The following is a 21,895-nucleotide window of genomic DNA, read 5'->3' on the forward strand; positions in this document are numbered from 1 at the left end:
CGCCTCGCAATGACGTTACCGCAGCTCCACCACGGCGCTGGCCGCGTTGCCGCCAAAACCCGCCGCATTCACCAGAATCCGCCGGATAGGTTTATTACCATAAGAAGCCAGATCAGTAACAAATGGAACCGAAGACCATTGCTGGGTTTCCAGCACGTGGCAGGCGAAATCGAGGCTGAGCGCAGCGGAGGCTCCCAGGGTGTGGCCCACGAGCCATTTGTTGGACAGGAGCGCCGGCAGCGTGGGCCCGAACACGGCGCGCAGGGCGGCCCGCTCGGCCGCGTCGCCGGCCGGGGTACCGGGGCTGTGCAGCACCACCGCGTCGATGTCAGCGGGGGAGAGGCTGGCCTGGGCCAGGGCTTCGCGCATGGCCTGCTGGAAGTGCTGGCCCTCGGGCGAGAGGCCGGTTTTGCTGCCGATGGCCTCGAACCCGAAGCCCACCCCGGCCAGCACCAGCAGCGGCCCGGTCTCGGCCGCAACCTGGGCGGCGGAAAGCTGCTCCAAAGCAAACACGGCCGCGCCTTCGCCCAGCACAAACGTGGAAGGCCGGCCCGCGCCCGGCCGGCAGGGCCAGTCGGCGGCAGCCAGGGGAGAGTAAATGCCAATGGCGCGCATCTGGGCCAGGGTGAAATCGGTGAGCGGAGCCTCGGTGCCGCCGGCCAGAAACCGGGTGGCCATGCCGGCTTTCAGCCAAGCCCGGGCGTTGCCCAGGGCCTGAAACGCGCTGCTGCAGGTGCTGGAGTGGCTCAGAGCCGCCCCGCCGTGCTGGCCGGCGTCGTAGGCCACCCAGCTGGCCACGTTGCCCAGCGTGGTCAGCGGTGAAGCCGCCACCGGCACGCTGCCTTCAGCCAGAAACCCGGCGTGAAACTCCTCCAGCCGCCCCGTAGCGCCCCGGCTGCTGCCGATGCTAACGGCCAGCGGTGAAATGGTGAAATGGTGAGTTGGTGAGTTGAGAAGGTGATATTCTTGAACATCACTCACCAACTCACCACTCACCATTTCATCATTTTTCCATCCGGCCTGGGCGGTGGCCTGGCGGGCGGCCAGCAGGGCCAGCAGTACGGTGCGGTCGAGCTGGCGGTAGCTGGGGTGGCGGCGCAGCTCGGCTACGGCCGCTTCAGCGGGGGCGGGCAGGGCGGCTACGGGTACGCCGGTGGCATGGGTGATGAAGGAGGAAGCGGGGGCCTCGCTAGCCGTCGGCAGCGCCAGGCCTAGCGCCGATACCCGGCCCCGGCCCCGGATAACAGTAACGGCCTCGGCCCCGGTGCGGGAGTTAGTCATGCAGGATTTCGGGCAGGTTGGGGGCGGGAGTGAAGTCGAGTACCAGCTCGCGCATGCGGCGCAGCACGTCGTAGAGCAGGCCCAGCTCCTCGTCGGTGGTGCAGTAGGGCGGCAGCAGGTACACCACGTTACCCAGGGGGCGCAGCACCACGCGGTGGTCGAGGGCGAGCTGGTAGAAGGCGTCGCGGAGACGGCTGAAGTAGCTGGTGCCCTCGCCGGGGTCGTACTCCACAGCCAGGATGGTGCCCCGGTGCCGCACCGCCCGCACGCCCGACTGGCCCTCAATTTCCTGGCGGAACGCGGCGTGGGCGGCCTCGATGCGCTGGCGCTGGTGGGTGCACTCGTCAGCCCGCGTCAGCTCCAGACTCGCCAGGGCGGCGGCGCAGGCCACGGGGTTGGCCGTGTAGGAGTGGCCGTGGAACAGGGCCCGCATCTTGTCGTGGCTCAGAAACGCCTCGTACACCGGCGCGGCGCAGGTGGTCAGGCCCATGGCCAGGGTGCCGCCGGTGAGGCCCTTGGAAAAGCACATGATGTCGGGTTGTTCTGTCAGCAGCTCGGAGGCAAACAGCGGCCCGGTGCGGCCGAAGCCGGTCATCACTTCATCCGAGATGCACAGCACCCCAGCCTGGTGGCAGCGGCGCAGCATTTCGCTCAGCACTTCGGGCTCGTACATCACCATGCCCGCCGTGCCCAGCACCAGCGGCTCGAAGATGAAGCCGGCCACATCGGGGCGGAGCAGCAGGGCATCGAGCTGGGTTAGCGTGGCGGCCTCGTGGCCCGGCACTGGCACGTCGAGGAATTCCACGTCGAACAGCAGCGGCCAGAAGGGCTCGGTGAAGGCCCCGCGGGCACTTACGGCCATGGCCCCGAAGGTGTCGCCGTGGTAGGAATTACGGAAGCAGAGAAAGGTGCGGCGCGCGGGCTGGCCCTGGTTGTGGAAGTATTGCAGCACCATTTTCAGGGCCACTTCCACGGCCGTCGAGCCGTTGTCGGAGTAGAACACGCGGGCCTGGTTGGCGGGCAGCAACGCCAGCAGCTGCTCGGCCAGCTCCACGGCCGTGGGGTGGGTGAAGCCGGCAAACAGCACGTGCTCCAGGGTGCGCAGCTGCTCGCTCACGCGCTCGGCAATGGCGGGGTGACTGTGGCCGTGCAAATTCACCCACCACGAGGAAATAGCGTCGAGGTAGCGGGTGCCGTCTTCGGCAATGAGCCAGCTGCCTTCGCCCCGCACCACGGGGATGGGCAGCGGGGCGGTTTGCATCTGGGTGTAAGGGTGCCACAGCACGGCGGCGTCGCGGAGGGCAAGGGAAGTAGGTTGAGGCATTGCGGGTGGGGCCGGAGGTACCGGCCGCTGCAAAGCTACAACCGCCCGCGCTGGCGGTGGTTTGGGCTACGTATTGTGCTGGCGGGAGCCTCACCCCCTGACCCCCTCTCCGGAAGAGAGGGGGCACCGGTTCTGCTGCGGGCGTTAAATTTGTTCTGGAAGAAAGGGCGCAACAATTACAGCACCGACGTTAGGCTCGCCCTCTCTTCCGGAGAGGGGGCTGGGGGGGGAGGCGCCCGGTAGAACGATTTACAACCCAAACCACGCCCGGAACTCGGCGGTGTAGCGGCTCACCACGGCGGGGATTACTTCCGGCTCCTGCAGCACGCGGGGCATAACGGGCACGCCGGTGTGCGCGGTAATGAACTCCTCGGTGGCGGGCGTGGGCTCCCCGTTGAACACGAGGCCCCGCACGCGCAGGCCGCGGGTCTGCAGGGCTTCCAGCGTGAGCAGGGTGTGGTTGATGCTGCCGAGGTAGTTGCGCGACACCACCACCACATCGAGGGCCAGCTGCTGGGCCAGGTCGGCTAGGAGGAAGCCGGGGGCCAGGGGCACCAGCAGGCCGCCCGCGCCTTCTACCAGCAGGTGGTTGTCGGTGGCGGGAAGCTGAAAATCCTCAGGGTGCAGGGTAATGCCTTCGGCGGCGGCGGCGGCGTGGGGCGAGGCCGGCAGCTGCAGCCGGTGCCGCTCGGGCCAGAAGTGGCTGACGGGGTTCTGCACCAGCTCGCGCACGGTGGCCGCGTCGGTGGTGGGGGTGAGGCCGGCCTGCACGGGCTTCCAGTAATCGGCTTGCAGGGCTTCGGTGAGAATGGCCGAGACGAAGGTCTTGCCCACGTCGGTGCCAATGCCGGTAATGAAGAGTCGTTCCAAGGAAAGGAATTAAATGGGTTCAGAGCAAATTGTCATTCCGAGCGAAGCGCGGAATCTGAGCTGGACCGCTGGATGGCTAACCCCGATTCCTCGCTGTGCTCGGAATGACAGCTGAAATTTAAAATACGGGTCTGCGGCAGCGCAGGTGCAGGAAGTACGGCACCACCCGGGCCTTGCGCAAAAACGGGTGGGCCGCCAGCTGCTCGTCGGTGGGGCAGGGCTCCTGCAGGCCTTCCAGCACGAAGCCCGCCGAAACCACGGCCGCCACCCACTGGCTTAGGGTGAGGTTGAATACCGGCACCCGGAACGGCGCGTGGCGCGCCTGCTCCTGGGCCGGGGCGGCATGAAACATCCACTCCTCGGGCTGGCCGTGCTGGTAGTCGAAGTAGCCGCCCACCTCCACGGCGTAGGGCTGGCCCTGGGCATCGCGCAGGTTGCGGCGGTGGGGCGTGGTGAAGCAGGGGTGACTGATGGAAAACTGCAGAAACCCGCCCGGCCGCAGCACCCGGAAGGCCTCGCGCAAAGCCAATGCTGGGTCGGGCACGTCCATCAAACACATGAAGGAGGTGGCGAAATCAAACGTCTCGGCCGCAAACGGCAACGCGGCGGCGCTGCCCACCAGGTACCGGATGCCCAGCGGCTCGGCAGCCTCGGTCTGCTGCGCTGCCTCTACGAAGGCGGGCGCAATATCAAGGGCCGTAACGTGGGCTCCCTGCCGGGCCAGCAGGCGCGTGTTGTACCCCTCGCCGCACCCGATATCCAGGCCCGTGCGGCCGGCCACCGGGGGCAGCCAGGCGAAGAAGGCGGGCGTGTTCAGCAGGTTGCGGTACACGTCGTAGCCGGCGCGGACCAGGGTGGTCCAGGCCGGGGCGTTGCGGTTCCAGTATTCACCTACTTCCTGGTCGTTCATAAGCGGTTTGAGTTGGTGATGAACGGGGTGTTAAATGATTAGGGACGAGTCGCTAGGATATATTTTTCGCTTAGTTCATTAGCTCAGGATTTAACCCCTGGACTATGGAGCGGTTGTTGTCGGCACAGCCGTGACTGAAGTTGCGGAGCGGAATGTAGCGCGAACTTCGCGCCCCAGGTAGAAAACCGCCCGAACGGCGCGGCGGCGCGAAGTTCGCGCTACATCATTGACGAGAAGTCAATATGCATTTCTACGCTACTTCGCTGGCCAGCACAGCGGCCAGCCCGTCAATATCCGCTTCCGAATTATCCGAATGCACAATGAGCCGTAACCGCTCCGTCCCTGCCGGCACCGTCGGTGATACGATGGCGCGCACGTCGAAACCAGCGGCCCGAGCAGCAGCGGCCACGGTGCGGACGTGGGCGGGGCCGGGGTTGCTGCTGAAGAACACGGGGTGAATGACGTGGCTTTCGGCCGGCACGTGCAGGCCGGGCACCGCGTTCAGGCGGGCTTTCAGGTAGTCGGAGAGGGCAAACAGCCGGGCGCGCTCCGGGCCGAGGTCGGGCAGCAGGGCGTAGGCGGCGGTGAGGGCGGCTACCGTGAGCGGGGGCAAAGCGGTGGTATAGATGAAGGGCCGGCTGAAGCTCAGCAGGTAGTCGCGCAGCACGGCCGGGCCGGCCACCGCCGCGCCCTGGTTGCCCAGGGCCTTGCCGAAGGTGAGGATGCGGGCAAACACGGCGTCTTCGAGGCCCAGCTCCGTAACCAGCCCTTCGCCCCGGGGGCCGTAAAGGCCGTTGGTGTGGGCCTCATCCACCACCAGGTACAGGGCCTGCTCCCGGCACAGGGCGGCCAGCTCGGGCAGCGGGGCCACGTCGCCGTCCATCGAGTACAACGCCTCCACGGCCACGAATACGCTGCCGGTGGCGCGGGCCAGCTTGCGGCGCAGGTCGGCCACCTCATTATGCCGGAAGCTCCAGGCGGTGGCAAAGGAGCCCCGGATACCATCCTTTACGGAGGCGTGGGAAGCGTCATCATAGAGAATTGTATCGCCGCGCTTAGGCACGGCCGCGAAGAATCCCATATTGGCGGCGTAACCGGAGTTAAACAACAGCGCCGCCTGGGCCCCGTGAAACTGCGCCAGCGTAGTTTCCAGCGCCTCGGCGGCGGCGGAATTACCGGTAAGCAGGCGCGAGCCGGTACTGCCAGCGGGCAGTTGGGCCGCCTCCTGCACGGCCGCCCGTACCTGCGGGTGCCGGCTCAGGCCCAGATAATCGTTGGAGCTGAAATCGACCAAACCTGCGGTGGGGGGTGTAGGCAGGCGGCGGCGGGTGCCGGCTGCTTCGCGCTTAGCCAGCTCGGCGGCCAGCCGGTTGTGAAGAGGGGAAACCATTATTGCTTCTTTTTCTCGCCGGGCAGCGGGAACTGGCGCGACAACCCCAGAGAATCGGGCTGCCACCCCAGCCGCTGCCGCGCTTCCTGCCGTACGGCCGTTTCAATTACCTGCTCATTGAGCATCCTCAGGCTGGCTACGTGCAGGGACACATCGGGCAACGCATCTTCGTACAGGATATACGTGCGCTGCCCCAGCCAGTACCACATACCCGCCACATTGCCCGCCTGGGGCGGCCCGTAACGGCGGGTGAGCTGCTGCAGGACAAAGCGGGTTTTCTTCTCCTTTTTGAGTTGATAGGTGACGCCGATAAACTGCCCGCCCCGAAACCAGAACTCCGGCTGCACCGGCTGGCCCGCTAAAGTCATGGTATCAACTTGGGGAAGCAGACCATACACCCGGCTGGTTTTCCAGCGCTTGCCGGTGCCCGAAAAGTGGGGCTTCAGGTAAGGTATCGTTGCTTCGGCTGAACCAAACATAATTCCATGCACTGCATAAGCAGAATCAAGCGGCTGGAGTGGCTCGGTACTGCGGCGTTGAGCCCGACTGAAAAACGGTAGTGTCAGCAACAGCCAAAAGAGTGTCTTGCTCACGGGCAGAAAGTAGGTCAGCTATAAAAACGCTCCTTCGGAGCAAAAAGCGTGGCCGAAGGAGCGTTGTAGCAATAAACATGAGGTTAGCATACGCCGCAGTCATGCAGACGTCAGGGCGTATGCCGGGCTACACCTCGAAGCGCTTCACTGAGAGCCAGACGCTGCCGTTCTGCCCGAAAGTGCGGGCGTTGATAACCATCCACTCCGAATCCACTTCCACCCGGTCGCCAACGCCCGGCAGCACGCCGTGCCGCTGCATGATGAGGCTCAGGGCAGCCCCGATTTTGTCTTCCAGTTCCAGAATCAGCTCGTGCGCCTCGCGGGACTCGTGCTGTTGGCGGAAGGTTTCGGCGAAGGCGTGGTCCAGGTTAAGGTCGAAGGCAATATCCATGCGGGAAAGCTATAAAATGGGTTTGGTGATGAACTCTACGCCTCCACTGCCGCCGTGCGGCCGAGCACCGTGGCACCCTCGGGCACGTCCTTGAACGACTTGCGGGGCTTGAGGCCGAGCAGGGCGAACATCTGCTTGTCGGCGTCGAAGTCGGGGTTGGGCGTGGTCAGCAGCTTCTCGCCCGAGAAGATGGAGTTGGCTCCGGCCAGGAAGCACAACGCCTGCTCCGTTACGGGCATTTCCTGGCGGCCGGCCGAGAGGCGCACCATGGTGTGGGGCATCAGGATGCGGGCCGTGGCAATCATGCGCAGCATTTCCCACACGCTCACGCGGGGCTGGGCAGCCAGGGGCGTACCTTCCACGGGCACGAGGGCGTTTACGGGTACGCTCTCGGGGTGGGCGGGCAGGGTAGCCAGCGTGTGCAGCATGGCAATGCGGTCCTCATCGGTTTCGCCCAGGCCGATGATGCCGCCCGAGCACACCGAAATACCGGCCTTGCGCACGTGCTCCAGCGTGTTCAGCCGGTCGTCGTAGGTACGGGTCGTGATGATGTCGTCGTACTTCTCGCGGCTGGTGTCGAGGTTGTGGTTGTAGGCGTAGAGGCCGGCCTGCTTGAGGCGCTCGGCCTGGTACTCGTTCAGCATGCCCAAGGTGCAGCACACTTCCAGGCCCATACCGTTCACCTGCTCCACCATGCCCAGCACCCGGTCAAAGTCCTTATTGTCGCGGATTTCGCGCCAGGCGGCCCCCATGCAGAAGCGGGTAGAGCCGGAGTCTTTGGCGCGCTGGGCCGAGGCCAGCACTTCGGCGTCGGGCAGTAGCTTGTGGGCCTGCACGCCGGTGTGGTAGCGGGCGGCCTGGGGGCAGTAAGCGCAGTCTTCGGGGCAGCCGCCGGTTTTCACGCTCAGCAGGGTGCACACCTGCACTTCGCCGGTAGCCTGGGTCTGGGCGTGGATGGCGGCGGCCTGGGTGACCAGTTCCATCACGGGCTGGTTATAGATGGCTTGTACTTCGTCGAGGGTCCAGTCGGTACGGAGGGTCATGGGTGGGATGCGTTTCGGTGGTTGATAGTCGTCGGGCGAGGGGGCCAAACGGGGCGGGTCGCCGGCGCCGAAGCGGCCAGCGGCCCGCAAGATACAGGAGAAGCGGATTTGTCGGGCAGTTACAGCGGTGTTCCGGGGGCAGGAAGGGCCGCAACCAGGGTGTGAGCCAGAGAAATTGCCTGAGCAAATTCCTTATTGCGAGTTTCTTCCTGGAAAAATCCCGCCTCCAGAATCGGGAGTTGCTGCTTTAGCCACTGCCGTAACAGGGCATTCTGGTGAGTCGCATCGGTTGGAGTAAGTGTACGGATATGCTGCTCCAACGAGTCAAGATTCGATACCATGCGCACCAGATTTTCGAAGGCCCAGCCCGATGCGGCGGGTGCCCAAGCCAGCAGCAGTGGGCTGATGGATCTGAGCAGCCGTATCAGCCAGGCCAATACTTCCTCCTCAAAAAGCACTCATGCTGGATGTGATGGGCCCACCAGGTCAACAGTGCTTCCCGGATGGCGGCCTGTTCCGCTGCCGGCCAGGAAGTCCAACCGGCAAGCTCCAGCTTACAAAACACAGTCTCTTTCTCAATGTCCGCATCCGGCCGCAACGATAGTTCCAGGAGGCGAGGAAGAAAGTAGCGGAAATCGGTAGTGTTTCCCCAAGTTGTCATAGCCTTGAACGCATAGCGCTGAAGTTGCGCTTCCGACAGGTCGGCCAGGGGCACCGTACATAAAACTATGTTTTCGGCGGCCGTGATGCAGCAGGGGCAAGCTTCTGGCAGCTGTGACAGCCGCGGATGAGAAAATATGGCGTACAGCGCCGACAGTGCTTCCGGAAACGACCGGCTGGCAGCAGTTGAAGCCCCGTTCATAGCGTCCGAATTACCCGGCAGGGGTTGCCCACGGCCACCACGCCGGCCGGAATGTCGCGCGTGACCACGCTGCCGGCCCCGATGGTTGTGCCCGCGCCAATCGTCACGCCCGGCAGCACCAGCACGCCCGCGCCCAGCCACACGTTGTCCCCGATGGTGATAGGGCGGGCAAACTCCCAGCCGGCAATGCGCGGCTCCACTTCCACCGGATGCCCGGCCGTGCTCAGCACCACGTTGGGCGCCACAAACACGTTGTCGCCGATAGTGACCGGGGCGCAGTCGAGCACTGTGAGGTTATAGTTGGCGTAGAAATTCCGGCCCAATTGGATGTTGTAGCCGTAGTCGCAGCGGAACGGGGCTTCGATGTGGGCGTCGGTTTCCCGGCCCAGCAGCTCGGCCAGCACCGGCCGGTTGAGGTCCACGGGCTCCTGGTTGTAGCGGTGGCAGAGCTGCTTGGTGCGCCGGCGCTCGGCTACCAGCTCGGGGTCGTTGGCGAGGTACGGCTCGCCGGCCAGCATCTGTTGTTTCGGGGTCAGGCTCATGGCTAAAAGTAGCGCGAACTTTGTAGTTCGCGTCTCCGCGCCAGCGGAATCGTTCGAGCGGCGTGAGGACGCAAATCGAACGGCGCGGGGACGCGAACTACAAAGTTCGCGCTACTGCCGGCTGCTAGTTATGAAACGTTGTTTCCGGTTCCGATGCAGGAGCCGCCTTGGCGTCGCGGGTGTTTTTCTGCACGGCAATGGCCCCGAACAGACTCAGCAGGAAGGCCATGGCGTAGAAGCCCTTTTCGCTCAACAGCAGCGTGGCGTTCCAGAGGCCCACCGTCAGCAGACCGATGGCCAAAATGGTGGAAAACCAGCTTAGCCCATAGTAGATGCCCGTTACGGGAATGCCCTCCAGCTGGTCGCGCACCGACTTCTGGAGGGAGATTCCCGAAAACAGCCCGTACATCAGCACCGTGAAGTAGTAGCCCTTCTCGTTGAGCGCCATCTGCGCGTTCCAGAGGCCGATGACGAAGGCAGCCATTCCGGCCAGCAAAGCAAACCAGGAAGCGGCAATGAAGGCGTTGGACGGTTTGGTGGTGTTCATGATGGTAAACGCTACAGGGTTAAAACGTGAATCGGACGTTTCCTCGTCCAACGCCTCAAACATGCCAGGTCCGCCGCGTTTTCAGGATGCCAGCATTTCGACTAATCAGACTTTTTACGGATTACGTATTTTCCCCCGGGAAGCGCGCAAAACGTGCCTGGGTTGAAGGAAAAATGTTCTTGATATGGATTTAAAGGATGTTTTGATAGTCTGTCGGGTAGGAGAGGAAGCGAATGGAATACCTGAAAAATCAGACCTCGAAAAAGAATAAATCATTGGTACGGACAGATGAAAAACAGCAGAGTCGGCCGCCTCACGTGAGGCGGCCGACTCTGCTGCTGGCGAAACAGGACCGGTAGGGCGGTTACCGCTTGCCGGGGCGGCTGGCCCCGCGCGAGCCGCGGGTGCTGCTTTTGCCTTTGGGCGGCGCGGCCGGTGCCTTGCCCGGGCCGGTGCTGCGCCCGCGGGGGCCGGCCGGCCGGCTGGCTTTGCCGAAACCGGGCCCGTCAGGGCGGATCATGGCACCGGCAGCCCGGCCGGGGCCGGTGGGCCACTGCGGCGGCTCGGTGGGGTTGGGAGCTGGTTTGCCCGCGGCTTTGCCGGCCCGGATGGCGGCTACCTTCTTGCGGGTAGGCTTTTCTACCCAGGCTCCGGCCGGCCGCTCCTGGTTGGGGCGGGCCGTGGCTGGCTTAGGAGCGCCCTGGCGACCGGGGCGGTCGGCCCAGAACTCGGCGGTGGAGGGGCGCTTGCGGCGGCGCGGGCTGCTGCCGTCGTCGGTGCCGCTGGAGTCTTTGATCATCTCAAACAGCACCTTCAGCTCCTTTTCGCGCAGCTCCCGCCACTCGCCCACGCCCAGGCCCTTCACGTTGATGTTCATCACCCGGATGCGCTCCAGCTGCACCACCTCGTAGCCGAAGTACTCACACATGCGCCGGATCTGGCGGTTGAGGCCCTGTACCAGCGTAATGCGGAAGATGTAGGGCGTTTCCTTCGACACCTTGCAGGGCTTAGTCATCACCCCGCCCAGCGGTACGCCGCTGGCCATGCCCTCAATGAACAGCTCGTTGATGGGCTTATCCACCATCACAATGTACTCCTTCTCGTGCTGGTTGCCGGCGCGCAGGATCTTGTTGACGATGTCGCCGTTGCTGGTCAGCAGAATCAGGCCCTGCGACTCCTTATCCAGGCGGCCGATGGGGAAGATGCGCACCGAGTGCTTGATGGCCCGCACGATGTTGTCCTTGATGCCGGTATCGGTGGTGGCAATGATGCCGGGGGGCTTGTTGTAGGCAATGTACACGGCATCTTCCTCGGCGCGGGGCTCAATGAGGTTGCCGTTCACCACCACCCGGTCCTTGCGCGTCACCTGGTCGCCGATGTTGCCCCGCTTGCCGTTCACGAACACGTTGCCCTGCTCGATGTGGCGGTCGGCTTCCCGACGGGAGCAGATGCCACTTTCGCTGATGTATTTATTGAGTCGGGTTGCCATGGGTTGAGTGCTTAGGGCCTGGCGCTTGGTGCTGAGGCACTTGGGCAGGCAGGTAAAAAACAGGCTGCCGGCCCCCTGAAGGGTCGGCAGCCTGCAAAGATACGGCATAAGCGGCGGCCGGCCGTACGCCCGGCCCGGGGTTTAGGCAAAAAACGCAAACAGCGCCGTTTCCAGCGCCGCCGGCAGCACGGGCGGCGTAACGGTACGTAAGGCCAGGGCCGGTTCACCACTGGCGGGCGCAAACGTGCCGGCGGTAGCGTTAAACTGCAGCCGGCCCTGCGTGAATTCGCGCAGGTGCTCCCCCGCTTCCGTCGTCATCGACTCGAAATTCAGCTGGCTGAGTTGGCCGCTGGCGTGGTCGAAATACAGCCAGAAGTACAGGTGGCCGGGGTTCTGGCTCTGGATATCCAGACGCTTGATTTCAAAAATGGTGGCCGTGTCGGCTTCGAACAGAAACAGCGGGCGGTAGGGAAAGGTCATGGGGCAAAGGTCGGGGGAAAGCGCGAGTTGACCCGTATCAGCCAAACAAGCTTTCCAGTTGGGCAGAGTCGTTACGCAGCAGCGTGTGCAGGATATGTACCGCCCGGTCAACGGGCTGCTCCAGCAGTTCCGACATGTAGGCCGGCTGCTGCTCAGTGTACAATCCCCAGAAACGTCGGATGCGTTTGGGACGGATGTAGAACACGTGGAATGCGTAATCCGCCGGTTCGCCCACTGCCGAAATACAAACGGCCTCCTGCGTCACAGTGTTCTTCACCTCAACGGAAGCCGACCAATGCACTTCGTCAGGGGGAGTAACGGTCAGTTTGGGGAGTTCTGCTTCCCACGGCACCTGCCGGAAAAACTCCAGAATCTGCTCTGGCTCCGCCGCACCGAGTTGCCGGGCTTTGGGGTGTAGGGGGTCGCAGTAAGACAAGGTAAAAGCCATGCAGCCAGTAGTTGTACTTTCGTTATCGATGGGTGTTTCCGCCGGCTTTACAGCTTCACCGTCTTCTCGCCCCGGTCCACACCTTTCAGCCAGGTAATGAGGCCGCGCATGTAGGTGGGTTGGTCGTCGTAGAAGCTCATGTGCGAGCCGTTGGGGCAGATGAGGGCGGTGCCGTGCTGCACCTTTTGGGCCACCATGCGCATGTGCGCGGGGTCCATGGTATCGTACCGGCCGCCGATGCTGAGCACCGGCACGCGCAGCTTCGGCAGGTCGGGCACGCGGTTCCAGTGCAGCAGCTTGCCCGATACGCCAAACTCGCTGGGCCCCTGCATGGTCACGTACAGCGACTGGTTCATTTTGGCAAAAGAGCGGTTCACGGGCTCGGGCCACTCGGCGGGCGGACGGCGCAGGATGTGCTCGGCATAGAAGTTGGGCAGCAGCAGCTCCATGTAGCGCGGGTTCTGGAAATCCTTGCGCGCCTCAATGGCCCGGATTTCCCTGAGCACCTCGGGCTTGAACTGCGGGGCCAGCACCTCTTCCGCGTACTTCCCGTAGTCGGGCACACTCATCATCATGTTGCTGATGACGAGGCCCTTGAGATGCTGCTGGTACTTGAGGGCGTACTCGGCGGCCAGAATGCCGCCCCAGCTGTGGCCCAGCAGCACGAAGTTGCTGCTGTCCAGCTGCAGGGCCTGGCGCACCTGCTCCACTTCCTCCACGTAGCGCGGCAGACTCCACATGCTGGTGTCCTTGGGGTTGTCGGAGTTGCCGCAGCCGAGCTGGTCGTAGTAGATGATTTCCACGCCCTCGCGGGGCAGGAAGCTTTCCATGCACTCAAAGTACTCGTGCGTGGCGCCCGGCCCGCCATTGAGCAGCAGCAGCTTCAGCCGCGGGTTGTGGCCGATGCGCTTGGTCCAGACGTTGAACCTGCCCTTGGGCGTGCTGATGGCCACCATCTGCACGCCACCGGTCTGCAGCTGCGTGGTGTCGGGGGCGGGGAAGTAGCTGCGGAGGCTGGGCGTTTCGGCAGAGCCGGTTTCGGTAGGGGCGGGGCCGGAGCAGGCGGCCAGCAGGCCCGTCAGGAGCAGGCCGGCGCAAAGGAGTTGACGGAACACGGGAGTGGGGGCAGCAGTGGAAAAACTAAACCTACCCAACTTCGCCGCCACCACCAAACGCGAAGCGGGCCACTCTATCCGGAGCGGCCCGCTTGCGTTCAAATCGTCTACAAAATCCGTGAAATCCGGAAGATTCGTTTAAATCCGTGATTTAGCCGAGCGTGTGGTACACGGCCTGCACGTCGTCGTCCTCTTCGAACTTCTCAATCAGGTTCATCACTTCCTCCAGCTGGTCGCCTTCGAGGTGCACGGTGGTGTTGGGCACGCGCTGCAGCTGGGCCGATACTACGTTCAGGCCTTTTTCTTCCAGGGCCTTCTGCATCTGGCCGAAATCGGTGAAGGCGGTTTCCACCACGATGTAGTGCTTCTCGTTGCCGTGCTCGTCTTCCTCCTGGTCGGCGTACACGTCCTCGGCGCCGGCGTCAATCAGCTCCAGCTCCAGCTCGTCCAGGTCCAGGCCTTCGGCGGCCAGCTTGAACACGCCCTTGCGGGTGAAGGTGTAATCGGAGGAGCCGGCGGTGCCCAGAGCCCCATTGCCCCGGTTGAAGTACATGCGCACGTTGGCTACGGTGCGGGTAGGGTTGTCGGTGGCGGTTTCAATAACAATGGCCACGCCGTGGGGCGCGTAGCCCTCGTACACCACTTCCTGGTAATCTTTTTCCTCCTTGCTGCTGGCGCGCTTGATGGCGGCTTCCACCCGGTCCTTGGGCATGTTCACGCCCTTGGCGTTCTGCATGGCGGTGCGCAGGCGGGAGTTGGTATCGGGGTTGGCACCCGATTCCTTCACGGCCATTACAATTTCCCGGCCGATACGGGTAAAGTCTTTGGACATCCGGTCCCAGCGCTTCATTTTGCGGCCTTTGCGGAATTCAAACGCGCGTCCCATCTATCAGTGAATTGGTAAAGTTGTGAAACAGTGAGTGAGCCCTGCGGCGGGGTGGGGCCGCAAGGGGCCGCAAGTTAGCAGAAACCCCGGCCGGGCGCAACGCGGGAATCTGGAGAAGGGGGATGCTAAAGCCTTGCTTTCCGACGCGCGAACCCGCCCAGTAGCCAGCAGGAAAGTAGCAATCCGCCCCAGAACGGCAGCAGCAGCAAGGCTGTCAACGGTGGAGTAGTGAGCAGGATGTGAAAAAGTCCTGGTCGCTGAAAAAGCAGCCATGCCAGGAGAAACAAGCTACTTTGGCAGAGAGCCCCGCCAAGCAGTACGCCAAGGAGTGGCGGGCTTGCAACTCGGCTTGTACACCACAGGGCACACCAAAACACCGGTGGCAGCAGCAAGAGAATACACACATAAAGGACCGATAACGCAGGTCCCGCACCCAGCCAAACTCCGCCGGCAGTCGTGAGCAGGAGTGTGCCGGCCGTTGTCAGTAGCACAAGCTCTGAGCGCTTTATCACTGCGTGAACCCGTTACTGCGCCCGCAGAGTGTATATACTCTGGTTGCCGGCCGGAAATCCGGTAATGGTAATCGTCAGCAGCCCGTTGCGTAGCCGGAAGGTGCCTCGGTCAGTACGAGGCTGGCCGTTTTTGCGGTAGCTGAAGCGGATGCTGTCGGCGGCAAATGTGAAACGGCCGTCCTGGTCGAAGCGCATGGTTGTGCCGTTGCCCGCCAAGGTTAGGCGCTTCTGGTAGGTGCCATCGGGGCGGAGCTGCAGGGTGCCGCTCACGCCCTTCGCCGCCAGGGGCGTAGGGCTGCTGGCCTTATCCAGAATGGCGTACGACTGGTAGGTGTACGTGGTAAAAAAAGAGGGGCTAACGCGGGCCTGACCAAATGCGGCCTGGTACGTCAGCACGGCCAGGACCGGAATGCAGCGTTTCATGCGGGCAAGATACGCGGCAGACCGGGCCCCTTCAAACCTGAAATGCCAGCAGCCATTGTTGGGCCTTCTCCTGCTGATCGAAATCGAAAAGTTGCACCTGCAGGCCTTGCACATGCTGCATAGTAGAGGCTACCCCGTAGCGGGAAGGCCAGTCCATGGAATTTATCCAGGCAATGGCCTGAACACCAGTTGTTACGAGCTGAGGTATAAATTCACGCCCGATCCACTCGGCGGCGGGCCACCATTCCCCAAATGCCTCGCTGCTGTCATTGAGTAGCTTGTGGCTATGCGTTTGGGAAGCACAGGACAGCAACTGCGCGCAGCCCTGCCGCACCGAAGCGGCATCATGATTCCCTATCCAGTGAACCCACAGCATCCCCGCGGGGGCGTTGTGGCTGATAGTGAGGGTGGGAGTATCAAGGAGCATAAGCGGGTGTGCCGTGCACTGTGCGAACAATAAGTAAAAATAGCAATTTCATAATATTATTGACGAGCTAGGGCCGGTACAGTCTGTGGGTAGGGCGTTGATCGGGCAATTTCCCGCTACATTTGAGCATGCCCACCTTTATACGCGAATTAATCCGGCCAGTGGCTGAATTACCCGAAGCAGACGTGTGTCTGGTTGGGCTACCCCTGGATTTCGGGACGGTGCTGGAGGGCGGCCGGGCCGGGGCCGCCGGAGCGCCGGACGCCATTCGGCGGGAATTGCGCCGCCACCACAAAACGTACAACCTGGAGCATAATGTGCGACTCGACGGCTTGCGCATTGCCGATGCCGGTAACCTTGGCCTGCACCACCCCGACCACGCTACCAATCACCAGACCATCCGGAGTGAACTGGCTCGGCTGCTGACAGAGTATCCGCGCGTGGTGGTACTGGGTGGCTCCCACGATGGCTCGTACAGCACCGTACGGGGCCTGCGGGATGCCACCGGTGGGGCGGCCGTGGGCGGCATCAACCTGGATGCCCACGCCGATGTGAAGGACCGGCCAGGGGTGCTCAGCAGTGGTACGCCTTTCGGGAAGCTGCTGCGGGAGGAAGTATTAGCGGGCCCGCGCTTCACCGAAATCGGGCTGCACTCCAACCTGAACACGTGGGAGGATATTGATTTCCTGCACCAGCAGCAGGCCCGCATTGTGCCCCTGGCCCACGTGCAGCAGGACGGTATGCCCGAGTATATGAGCCGGGCCCTGCGCCACGCCACTGCTGAGGGGCCTGCATTCGTGAGCTTCGACATAGACGGGTGCGCCGAGGCCTATGCTCCCGCCGTGAGTGCCCCCAGTGCCGAGGGATTTACGCCCCGGCAGGCCGTTGAAGCGGCTTTCCTGGCCGGCAAGGAGCCCGACGTGCTCCTGTTTGAAGTAGTGGAATTCAACCCCGTTTTCGACCGGGACAACCAAACCGCCCGGCTGGCGGCCACCATCGTTGCGGCGTATCTGACCGGTGTCGCGGCCGGGCTGGAGGTCTGAGGCCTACAGTGCGACATGTAATCTGACGGCGTAGTGCGGCTATCGGAGTGCTTTCTGCGTCCTGTGGCGTATTCGTTTTTTCCTTTGATTGTATGAAACTTCCTGTACTTATATCGGGCCTGGTGCTGGGGGCTCTGCCGCTGGCCGCCCAGCAGGCCCCGGCGCTCAGCCTAACGTGTCCGGTCCCGACTGCCAGCACGGCGCTACAAAAACAATACTGCGAAACCCGGGACCTGACAATACCCGCGCCGGCCATCGGCAGCACCCTCACCGTGGATGCCCGCACCAACGGCAGCATTGTTGTACGCGGCTGGAATGGTGCTGGCGTGAAAGTGCGCGCCTTGGTAACGGCCCGTGCGGCGGCCCTGACCGATGCCAAAGCCTTGGTGGCCGCTGTCAAAATCAGCACCCAGAACAACATGCTCCGTGCCGGCCGGGCCAACGAGTCGCTGGATGGCTGGGCAGCGGATTTTGAGGTGCTGGTACCCGCCACCACCAATCTGGAGCTGAAGGCCACGAACGGCAGCATCACCCTTGATAACGTAACCGGCACGCTGCGCCTGGCCACCACCAATGGTTCCCTGGTGCTGCGCAACGTAAATGGGGACGTGCGCGGCCAGACTACCAACGGTAGCCTGACGCTGCAGCTCACCGGCCCGGCATGGAGTGGCCCGGGACTGGAGGTAAGCACGGTAAATGGCAGCATCGACTGGCAGCTGCCAGCCGTGTATGCGGCCACCATCCTGGCCCGCACTACCCACGGCAAGGTTAGCGCCGAACTGAATACCAAACGCAAAAGCGTACTGCCGCACAACCTGGCCGCCACGTTGGGCAAAGGTGGGGCCCAGCTTAAAGCGAGTACAGTGCACGGCAGTATTTCCGTGAAACAACCCGCCGACACGGTGCCGATAGCCCCGGCTTCGGTTGAGTGATACGCCCTGATAAAACGTAGCATGCGGCCCTGGCTGCCGGAGCCAGGGCCGCATGTGGCGGGGCATCAACTTATTTTTCGGCTACCGAACGACTTCTTCCGTGCGCTCCCGCTTGGGCTCAGCCGCCACGGGCCGGGGATATTCGTTTTGCTTGTGGGTTTTGTAACGCTTGATGAGCACTGCTGCACCCACTAAGGCCCCCAGGCCCGCGGCGGCTACGGCAAACTTTGTCCGGATGGGGTCGTGCGGGGCCGGGGGAAGATACGCCACACCGTTTTCGTCGGTGCGGGCGGGCGTGCTCACGTAGCGGCCGTGGGCGGGCACTGTAAATTCATCGGCCAGCTTCTGCAGTTGCGCCGTGTGCTTTTCACCCGATACGGCCGGGCCGTGGCCGCATCCAATGGCGGCGGGCTGCAGGGCCGCCAGCGCCCTTATCGACTCGCCTACCTGCTGCCAGTTGTAGTTGAATGGAGCGCCGGCAATGCTGATTTCCGGCCGCTGAAGCAGCAATTCCGGTACCGACTCGTGGTTGGCCGTGGCAAAGGCGTCGCCGGCCAGTAGCGTGCGGTCCTTCTCCCGGAACAGGGCAATCTGGCCGGGAGCGTGGCCCGGTACGTGCTGCCACCGCCAGTCAGGCAGGAAAGGCGGGTCCAGGTCGTTGGCGGGTAGCTGCTGCACGTAGTCGCTGAGCTGAAACGACTGGGGCGGGAAAAACCGGGATACGAAAGCCAGAGAGCCACCACCGGCCACAGTAGGATCGGCAGGCGGATACACGGCCTTGGCCGTAAGGAAAGGCAGCTCCAACGGGTGGGCCAGCACAGGTACTTTCCAGTGTTCGGCCAGGGCCTGTGCCGAGCCGGAGTGGTCCATGTGCCCGTGGGTCAGAATAATGGCCTCCGGATGGGTGCCGGGATAAAAAATTGCGTCGGCGGCGGCAATGATGCTTTTCTCGGAGCCGGGCAGGCCAGTATCCACCAGCACCCACTCGCCGGGCGTACCGGTTTCCACAAAATATACATTCACGAAGCGCTGAATGGTGAGCTGGTGAACCCCAGCGGCTACTTTTTTCATGAGTTCGGGAGGTAGATGAACGGATACAGCCAGTACGCACGCCGGCCGAGCTTAGATATCCTTTGCCACATATTTGTACCTGGGCAGTACACCGCAATGCCTCAATTCACTACTTTGCCATCCCGGAAAGTGAGCCCCCGCAGTTCGCCTGCCGGGTATGCTTTCAGCCAGCCTCTGCCTCTTATCAATACCACCAATGACTGCCGATTTTTCTAAATCCTCCCTGTTCTCACAACTCAGGCAACAGCTGCAGCAACAGGGGTTCCGTATTGAACACCAAGACGAGGCCCGGCCCTGGGGCGGCTTTTTTGTGCTGGATGAAAACCAGGCCCAACAGTTTGCCAACCAGTATTTTGATGGACTGGCAGTGGATGAGCTACGGATTTCGGGTAAGCTCAGTCCTAAGATTCTGCTGGTAGCTCCGCACAAGCGCCTGAGCTGGCAGTACCACCACCGCCGGGCTGAAATATGGCGCGTGGTGAGCGGCACGGTAGGCGTCATTACCAGCGCCACCGACGACGAAGGTCCCCTGAAAACCTACGGCCCGGGCGAGCAACTCACGCTGCAGCAGAGCGAGCGGCACCGCCTCGTTGGCCTCGACGGGTGGGGGCAGATTGCCGAAATCTGGCAGCACACCGACGCCGCCCACCCCTCCGACGAAGACGACATCGTGCGCGTGCAGGACGACTTCGGGCGCTAAAATCACAGATGGTACAGATGGCGCGGATCCCGCAGATTCGGTCTGGTAGCGCTGCCAGCAAAGTTGAGCTCAGTGGCTGTACCACCTAACAAAACAGCCCCCTCGCATGAGGGGGCTGTTTGGGTGTTGAATGCAACGCTGGCCATGCACGGATCTGGGCTATCCGTACTATCAGCCACAGCCGTGGTTTACGCCAATGCCTTTTTCAAGTCCTGTAGTAGTTGCGCAACGCCGGCTTCTCCGCCCACGGAGCCCAGGTGCACGCGTAGGGTGCGGCGGCCCGCTGTGTGCAGGGCTTCCAGGTCGCCGGCGGCCTGGGCATTCTGGAAAGTGCCGAAGGTGTAGGGGCGGCCGGGCAGGGGCAAGTCCTGGGCGTGGTCGGTGGTGAGCTGCAGGAACAGGCCGGTGTTGGGGCCGCCCTTGTGGTACTGGCCGGTGGAGTGCAGGAAACGGGGACCGTAGCCGGCGGCCGTGGCAATGTGCAGGCGCTGCTGCACCAGCCGGCGCAGCTCGTCCAGCTCCGCGTTCAGGGCCGGCGTTTCCATCAGATACGCCTGAATGCAGAGGAAGTTATCGGTGCCGGCCTGCCCGAAGAAAGCTTTCAGTACATCGGCAGCCGTGGCCGTAGAGCCGGCTACGCTGGTGTAGTAGCTCAGGCCGTTTTCCGTTAGCACCGGGGCACTGGTCTGGGGCAGAGAGCCCCGCTCCACTACTACCTTCATCAGCTGGTCGGTGGCGGTTTTGGCGGCCTGCACGTTGGGCTGATCGAAGGGGTTGATTTCGAGCACGGCACTGGCTACGGCCGTGGCTACTTCCCAGCGGAAAAACTCGGCTCCCAGGTCCAGGGCGTCGCGCATCAGAATGGTGATGACTGGATGGCCGGCCGCCTGCAGCGCGGCTACTTTGCGGCGGTTTTCGGCGTCCGGCTGATTCTCGTAGCCCACGTACACGAATACCCGGTCCGGGCCGTACACCTCGGGCGTGCCCAGCGGGTCGCCGGCCACGGGCAGAATACCCTTATCCTCCTTGCCCGTACTTTCCGCAATCAGCTGCTCCAGCCACAGGCCCAGGTCGGTGAGGTGTTCGGGCACTACCAGCGTGAGCTTGTCGCGGCCCTGCTGGGCCAGTACACCCAGGGCCACGCCCAGCTCCAGACCGGGGTTGTGGGCCACGGCACCCTCCGAGCCGGCGGCGCGCATCATGGCAATGGCGCGCTCCAGCAGGGTCTGGATATTGATGCCGTACAGGGCGGCGGGTACCAGCCCAAAGTAGGAGAGAGCCGAGAACCGGCCGCCCACTTCGGCAAAGTTGAGGAAGATCCGGCGGTAGCCCTCGTTGGTAGCCTGGGTGACGAACTTGGAGCCCGGGTCGGTAATAGCCACGAAGTTTTCGCCGGCCTTGTCGCCCTTCAGTTCCTGGAGGCGAGCGTAGAAATAGTCGCCAAAGGCCAACGGCTCGGCCGTAGTGCCCGATTTGCTGGCCACCACAAACAGGGTTTCAGGCAGGGAAACGGCTTCTTCAATCTCGCGTACCGAGCCGGGGTTGGTGGTGTCCAGCACCAGCAGGGGCAGGCCGTCGGCGCTTTTCTCGAATGCCTGCTTGAACACGATGGGCGTCATGGTGCTACCGCCCATGCCCATTACTACCACATGCTTAAAACCGGCGGCGCGTACTTCCTGCGCAAATTCTTCGATTTCGCCTACGCGGGGTAACATGGTTTCGGCTACGCGCAGCCAGCCCATAAAGCTGCGCAGGCTCTGCTGGGCCTCCGCGTCCTGCACCCACAGGTCGGCCTGTTTCTGCCAGAAGCCGGCGGTAAAGTTTTTAGCGTTGAAATCCTGGAGTTTCGTCTCTACAGCAGCCTGATACTGGCCCAGCTGCAGCGTCATGGCCGGGATAGAGGAAGTGGAAGTGTCCATGGTAATCTGGTTCACGATATGACGGTTGAAGAGGCTGCCCCGGGCTGTAGGCCACGGGGAAGCCGTCGGCGCAGTGCCGCATGGCGCGTACACCGGCCGAAGCCGGGCGGCCGGGCAAAGGTAGAGAAGTCGTGACATTCCCGCTTTATCAGGCCGGAGTGTGTTCTCCCTGAATCAGGAATCAGCGGATAAGGCCACCAACTGCGTTTCCCATTCCTGCTCCAGCACTACCTGGGCACCTTGGGGGGCATATTCCAGCATCCAGTCGAGGGCACCGGCTACGTTGCTGAAGAACTGCACCTCGTAGCGGATGAAGGTGCGGCCGGCATACAACAGGCTCTCAACCACCATGTTGTTGTACACGTTGCTGGCAGGTAATACCAGTGCCACCCGCTCCACGGCTGGCACCGACACCCGGCCCAGCCACTGGGTAGCCAGCCACAACTGGTCACTCAGGCTAAGGGGCGGCAAATCGTGCAAATCCAGTACTACTGACCGCACTACTCCGTACTCAACGAGCTGGGCCACAGCGCTCATACTCAGCTGAAACCGCGGGAAAGCGGCGTCGGCGGGTTGCCACTGAAACCGCAGGAGCGCGTATTCGGGAGCAAACTGGGCCCGAATATCGTGTAGCGTCAGTAGCATGTGGAGGAAAGCAGAAATGCCCGGAGGGGTCAGCGAAAATACGAAACGGCCG

Annotated in this window: 25 protein-coding genes; 3 read left to right on the top strand and 22 right to left on the bottom strand. The window is 63.0% G+C overall.

What is annotated here, in order from left to right:
• Window positions 1–15 precede the first annotated feature (15 nt).
• The 19 genes from ACN19L_RS00265 to ACN19L_RS00355 form a co-directional block, all read right to left on the bottom strand.
• Window positions 16–1,281, bottom strand: a complete 1,266-nt coding sequence (locus tag ACN19L_RS00265) for a beta-ketoacyl synthase N-terminal-like domain-containing protein (protein WP_426491208.1) — start codon at window positions 1,279–1,281, stop codon at window positions 16–18.
• Window positions 1,274–2,605, bottom strand: a complete 1,332-nt coding sequence (gene bioA / locus ACN19L_RS00270; RefSeq protein WP_426491558.1) for an adenosylmethionine--8-amino-7-oxononanoate transaminase — start codon at window positions 2,603–2,605, stop codon at window positions 1,274–1,276. Before bioA ends, ACN19L_RS00265 begins: the two co-directional genes overlap by 8 nt.
• Before the next feature lie 249 nt (window positions 2,606–2,854).
• Entirely contained in the window at window positions 2,855–3,475 is a 621-nt protein-coding gene (bioD, locus tag ACN19L_RS00275; RefSeq protein WP_426491210.1) for a dethiobiotin synthase, read from the bottom strand.
• Window positions 3,476–3,593: 118 nt separating this feature from the next.
• The gene (locus ACN19L_RS00280) at window positions 3,594–4,385 is read right to left on the bottom strand and encodes a methyltransferase domain-containing protein (protein WP_426491211.1); all 792 of its coding nucleotides are present in this window, start codon (window positions 4,383–4,385) and stop codon (window positions 3,594–3,596) included.
• Between the two features lie 250 nt (window positions 4,386–4,635).
• Window positions 4,636–5,775: an aminotransferase class I/II-fold pyridoxal phosphate-dependent enzyme gene (locus ACN19L_RS00285; RefSeq protein WP_426491559.1), complete on the bottom strand. Its 1,140-nt coding sequence runs from the start codon at window positions 5,773–5,775 to the stop codon at window positions 4,636–4,638.
• Window positions 5,775–6,254 (bottom strand): hypothetical protein, encoded by a 480-nt coding sequence (locus tag ACN19L_RS00290; protein ID WP_426491214.1) that lies wholly within the window; start codon window positions 6,252–6,254, stop codon window positions 5,775–5,777. Before ACN19L_RS00290 ends, ACN19L_RS00285 begins: the two co-directional genes overlap by 1 nt.
• Before the next feature lie 241 nt (window positions 6,255–6,495).
• Window positions 6,496–6,759 carry a hypothetical protein gene (locus ACN19L_RS00295; RefSeq protein WP_426491215.1) on the bottom strand — a complete coding sequence of 88 codons (264 nt, stop codon included), beginning with the start codon at window positions 6,757–6,759 and terminating at the stop codon, window positions 6,496–6,498.
• A gap of 35 nt (window positions 6,760–6,794) precedes the next feature.
• Complete coding sequence (gene bioB, locus ACN19L_RS00300; protein ID WP_426491560.1) at window positions 6,795–7,802, bottom strand: biotin synthase BioB; 1,008 nt, start codon at window positions 7,800–7,802, stop codon at window positions 6,795–6,797.
• A 119-nt stretch (window positions 7,803–7,921) separates the two neighbouring features.
• Window positions 7,922–8,239, bottom strand: a complete 318-nt coding sequence (locus tag ACN19L_RS00305; protein WP_426491561.1) for a hypothetical protein — start codon at window positions 8,237–8,239, stop codon at window positions 7,922–7,924.
• Complete coding sequence (locus ACN19L_RS00310; RefSeq protein ID WP_426491562.1) at window positions 8,227–8,664, bottom strand: hypothetical protein; 438 nt, start codon at window positions 8,662–8,664, stop codon at window positions 8,227–8,229. Before ACN19L_RS00310 ends, ACN19L_RS00305 begins: the two co-directional genes overlap by 13 nt.
• On the bottom strand, window positions 8,661–9,206 hold the full coding sequence (locus ACN19L_RS00315) for a sugar O-acetyltransferase (RefSeq protein ID WP_426491563.1): 546 nt from the start codon (window positions 9,204–9,206) through the stop codon (window positions 8,661–8,663). Before ACN19L_RS00315 ends, ACN19L_RS00310 begins: the two co-directional genes overlap by 4 nt.
• A 124-nt stretch (window positions 9,207–9,330) precedes the next feature.
• Entirely contained in the window at window positions 9,331–9,753 is a 423-nt protein-coding gene (gene yiaA, locus ACN19L_RS00320) for an inner membrane protein YiaA (RefSeq protein ID WP_426491219.1), read from the bottom strand.
• 364 nt (window positions 9,754–10,117) lie between these two features.
• Window positions 10,118–11,242 carry a 23S rRNA pseudouridine(2604) synthase RluF gene (rluF, locus tag ACN19L_RS00325; RefSeq protein ID WP_426491564.1) on the bottom strand — a complete coding sequence of 375 codons (1,125 nt, stop codon included), beginning with the start codon at window positions 11,240–11,242 and terminating at the stop codon, window positions 10,118–10,120.
• Window positions 11,243–11,383: 141 nt separating this feature from the next.
• Window positions 11,384–11,722 carry a hypothetical protein gene (locus tag ACN19L_RS00330; protein ID WP_426491565.1) on the bottom strand — a complete coding sequence of 113 codons (339 nt, stop codon included), beginning with the start codon at window positions 11,720–11,722 and terminating at the stop codon, window positions 11,384–11,386.
• Window positions 11,723–11,759: 37 nt separating this feature from the next.
• Window positions 11,760–12,170 (bottom strand): hypothetical protein, encoded by a 411-nt coding sequence (locus ACN19L_RS00335; RefSeq protein WP_426491566.1) that lies wholly within the window; start codon window positions 12,168–12,170, stop codon window positions 11,760–11,762.
• 47 nt (window positions 12,171–12,217) lie between these two features.
• Entirely contained in the window at window positions 12,218–13,285 is a 1,068-nt protein-coding gene (locus ACN19L_RS00340) for a proline iminopeptidase-family hydrolase (protein ID WP_426491567.1), read from the bottom strand.
• Window positions 13,286–13,436: 151 nt separating this feature from the next.
• Window positions 13,437–14,171: a YebC/PmpR family DNA-binding transcriptional regulator gene (locus ACN19L_RS00345; RefSeq protein ID WP_426491568.1), complete on the bottom strand. Its 735-nt coding sequence runs from the start codon at window positions 14,169–14,171 to the stop codon at window positions 13,437–13,439.
• 524 nt (window positions 14,172–14,695) lie between these two features.
• The gene (locus tag ACN19L_RS00350) at window positions 14,696–15,106 is read right to left on the bottom strand and encodes a hypothetical protein (protein WP_426491569.1); all 411 of its coding nucleotides are present in this window, start codon (window positions 15,104–15,106) and stop codon (window positions 14,696–14,698) included.
• A 31-nt stretch (window positions 15,107–15,137) separates the two neighbouring features.
• Window positions 15,138–15,533: an STAS/SEC14 domain-containing protein gene (locus ACN19L_RS00355; RefSeq protein WP_426491570.1), complete on the bottom strand. Its 396-nt coding sequence runs from the start codon at window positions 15,531–15,533 to the stop codon at window positions 15,138–15,140.
• Between the two features lie 128 nt (window positions 15,534–15,661).
• Between ACN19L_RS00355 and ACN19L_RS00360 the strand changes: the two genes are divergently transcribed.
• Window positions 15,662–16,576, top strand: a complete 915-nt coding sequence (locus tag ACN19L_RS00360) for an arginase family protein (protein ID WP_426491571.1) — start codon at window positions 15,662–15,664, stop codon at window positions 16,574–16,576.
• Window positions 16,577–16,668: 92 nt separating this feature from the next.
• Window positions 16,669–17,508 (top strand): DUF4097 family beta strand repeat-containing protein, encoded by an 840-nt coding sequence (locus ACN19L_RS00365; protein ID WP_426491572.1) that lies wholly within the window; start codon window positions 16,669–16,671, stop codon window positions 17,506–17,508.
• Window positions 17,509–17,589: 81 nt separating this feature from the next.
• Here the strand turns inward: ACN19L_RS00365 and ACN19L_RS00370 are convergent, their stop codons facing one another.
• Window positions 17,590–18,579 carry an MBL fold metallo-hydrolase gene (locus ACN19L_RS00370; RefSeq protein ID WP_426491573.1) on the bottom strand — a complete coding sequence of 330 codons (990 nt, stop codon included), beginning with the start codon at window positions 18,577–18,579 and terminating at the stop codon, window positions 17,590–17,592.
• Window positions 18,580–18,775: 196 nt separating this feature from the next.
• Here ACN19L_RS00370 and ACN19L_RS00375 point away from each other — a divergent pair, with 196 nt between their 5' ends.
• Complete coding sequence (locus tag ACN19L_RS00375; RefSeq protein ID WP_426491574.1) at window positions 18,776–19,279, top strand: phosphoheptose isomerase; 504 nt, start codon at window positions 18,776–18,778, stop codon at window positions 19,277–19,279.
• A 188-nt stretch (window positions 19,280–19,467) separates the two neighbouring features.
• Here the strand turns inward: ACN19L_RS00375 and ACN19L_RS00380 are convergent, their stop codons facing one another.
• Both ACN19L_RS00380 and ACN19L_RS00385 read right to left on the bottom strand, forming a co-directional pair.
• Window positions 19,468–21,213, bottom strand: coding sequence for a hypothetical protein (locus tag ACN19L_RS00380; protein ID WP_426491575.1), 1,746 nt, complete (start codon window positions 21,211–21,213; stop codon window positions 19,468–19,470).
• A gap of 159 nt (window positions 21,214–21,372) precedes the next feature.
• Complete coding sequence (locus ACN19L_RS00385; RefSeq protein WP_426491576.1) at window positions 21,373–21,843, bottom strand: hypothetical protein; 471 nt, start codon at window positions 21,841–21,843, stop codon at window positions 21,373–21,375.
• Window positions 21,844–21,895: the final 52 nt, after the last annotated feature.

The sequence above is a fragment of the Hymenobacter sp. 102 genome, from assembly GCF_049949205.1.
In the GTDB taxonomy this organism is placed as follows: domain Bacteria; phylum Bacteroidota; class Bacteroidia; order Cytophagales; family Hymenobacteraceae; genus Hymenobacter.

Bases quoted from the DNA above. Each gene is read 5' to 3' on its own strand.
- ACN19L_RS00265 (WP_426491208.1), bottom strand. From the start codon at position 1,281: ATGACTAACTCCCGCACCGGGGCCGAGGCCGTTACTGTTATCCGGGGC.
- bioA (WP_426491558.1), bottom strand. From the start codon at position 2,605: ATGCCTCAACCTACTTCCCTTGCCCTCCGCGACGCCGCCGTGCTGTGG.
- ACN19L_RS00280 (WP_426491211.1), bottom strand. From the start codon at position 4,385: ATGAACGACCAGGAAGTAGGTGAATACTGGAACCGCAACGCCCCGGCC.
- ACN19L_RS00285 (WP_426491559.1), bottom strand. From the start codon at position 5,775: ATGGTTTCCCCTCTTCACAACCGGCTGGCCGCCGAGCTGGCTAAGCGC.
- ACN19L_RS00290 (WP_426491214.1), bottom strand. From the start codon at position 6,254: ATGTTTGGTTCAGCCGAAGCAACGATACCTTACCTGAAGCCCCACTTT.
- ACN19L_RS00295 (WP_426491215.1), bottom strand. From the start codon at position 6,759: ATGGATATTGCCTTCGACCTTAACCTGGACCACGCCTTCGCCGAAACC.
- bioB (WP_426491560.1), bottom strand. From the start codon at position 7,802: ATGACCCTCCGTACCGACTGGACCCTCGACGAAGTACAAGCCATCTAT.
- ACN19L_RS00310 (WP_426491562.1), bottom strand. From the start codon at position 8,664: ATGAACGGGGCTTCAACTGCTGCCAGCCGGTCGTTTCCGGAAGCACTG.
- ACN19L_RS00315 (WP_426491563.1), bottom strand. From the start codon at position 9,206: ATGAGCCTGACCCCGAAACAACAGATGCTGGCCGGCGAGCCGTACCTC.
- yiaA (WP_426491219.1), bottom strand. From the start codon at position 9,753: ATGAACACCACCAAACCGTCCAACGCCTTCATTGCCGCTTCCTGGTTT.
- rluF (WP_426491564.1), bottom strand. From the start codon at position 11,242: ATGGCAACCCGACTCAATAAATACATCAGCGAAAGTGGCATCTGCTCC.
- ACN19L_RS00330 (WP_426491565.1), bottom strand. From the start codon at position 11,722: ATGACCTTTCCCTACCGCCCGCTGTTTCTGTTCGAAGCCGACACGGCC.
- ACN19L_RS00335 (WP_426491566.1), bottom strand. From the start codon at position 12,170: ATGGCTTTTACCTTGTCTTACTGCGACCCCCTACACCCCAAAGCCCGG.
- ACN19L_RS00345 (WP_426491568.1), bottom strand. From the start codon at position 14,171: ATGGGACGCGCGTTTGAATTCCGCAAAGGCCGCAAAATGAAGCGCTGG.
- ACN19L_RS00350 (WP_426491569.1), bottom strand. From the start codon at position 15,106: ATGAAACGCTGCATTCCGGTCCTGGCCGTGCTGACGTACCAGGCCGCA.
- ACN19L_RS00355 (WP_426491570.1), bottom strand. From the start codon at position 15,533: ATGCTCCTTGATACTCCCACCCTCACTATCAGCCACAACGCCCCCGCG.
- ACN19L_RS00360 (WP_426491571.1), top strand. From the start codon at position 15,662: ATGCCCACCTTTATACGCGAATTAATCCGGCCAGTGGCTGAATTACCC.
- ACN19L_RS00365 (WP_426491572.1), top strand. From the start codon at position 16,669: ATGAAACTTCCTGTACTTATATCGGGCCTGGTGCTGGGGGCTCTGCCG.
- ACN19L_RS00370 (WP_426491573.1), bottom strand. From the start codon at position 18,579: ATGAAAAAAGTAGCCGCTGGGGTTCACCAGCTCACCATTCAGCGCTTC.
- ACN19L_RS00375 (WP_426491574.1), top strand. From the start codon at position 18,776: ATGACTGCCGATTTTTCTAAATCCTCCCTGTTCTCACAACTCAGGCAA.
- ACN19L_RS00385 (WP_426491576.1), bottom strand. From the start codon at position 21,843: ATGCTACTGACGCTACACGATATTCGGGCCCAGTTTGCTCCCGAATAC.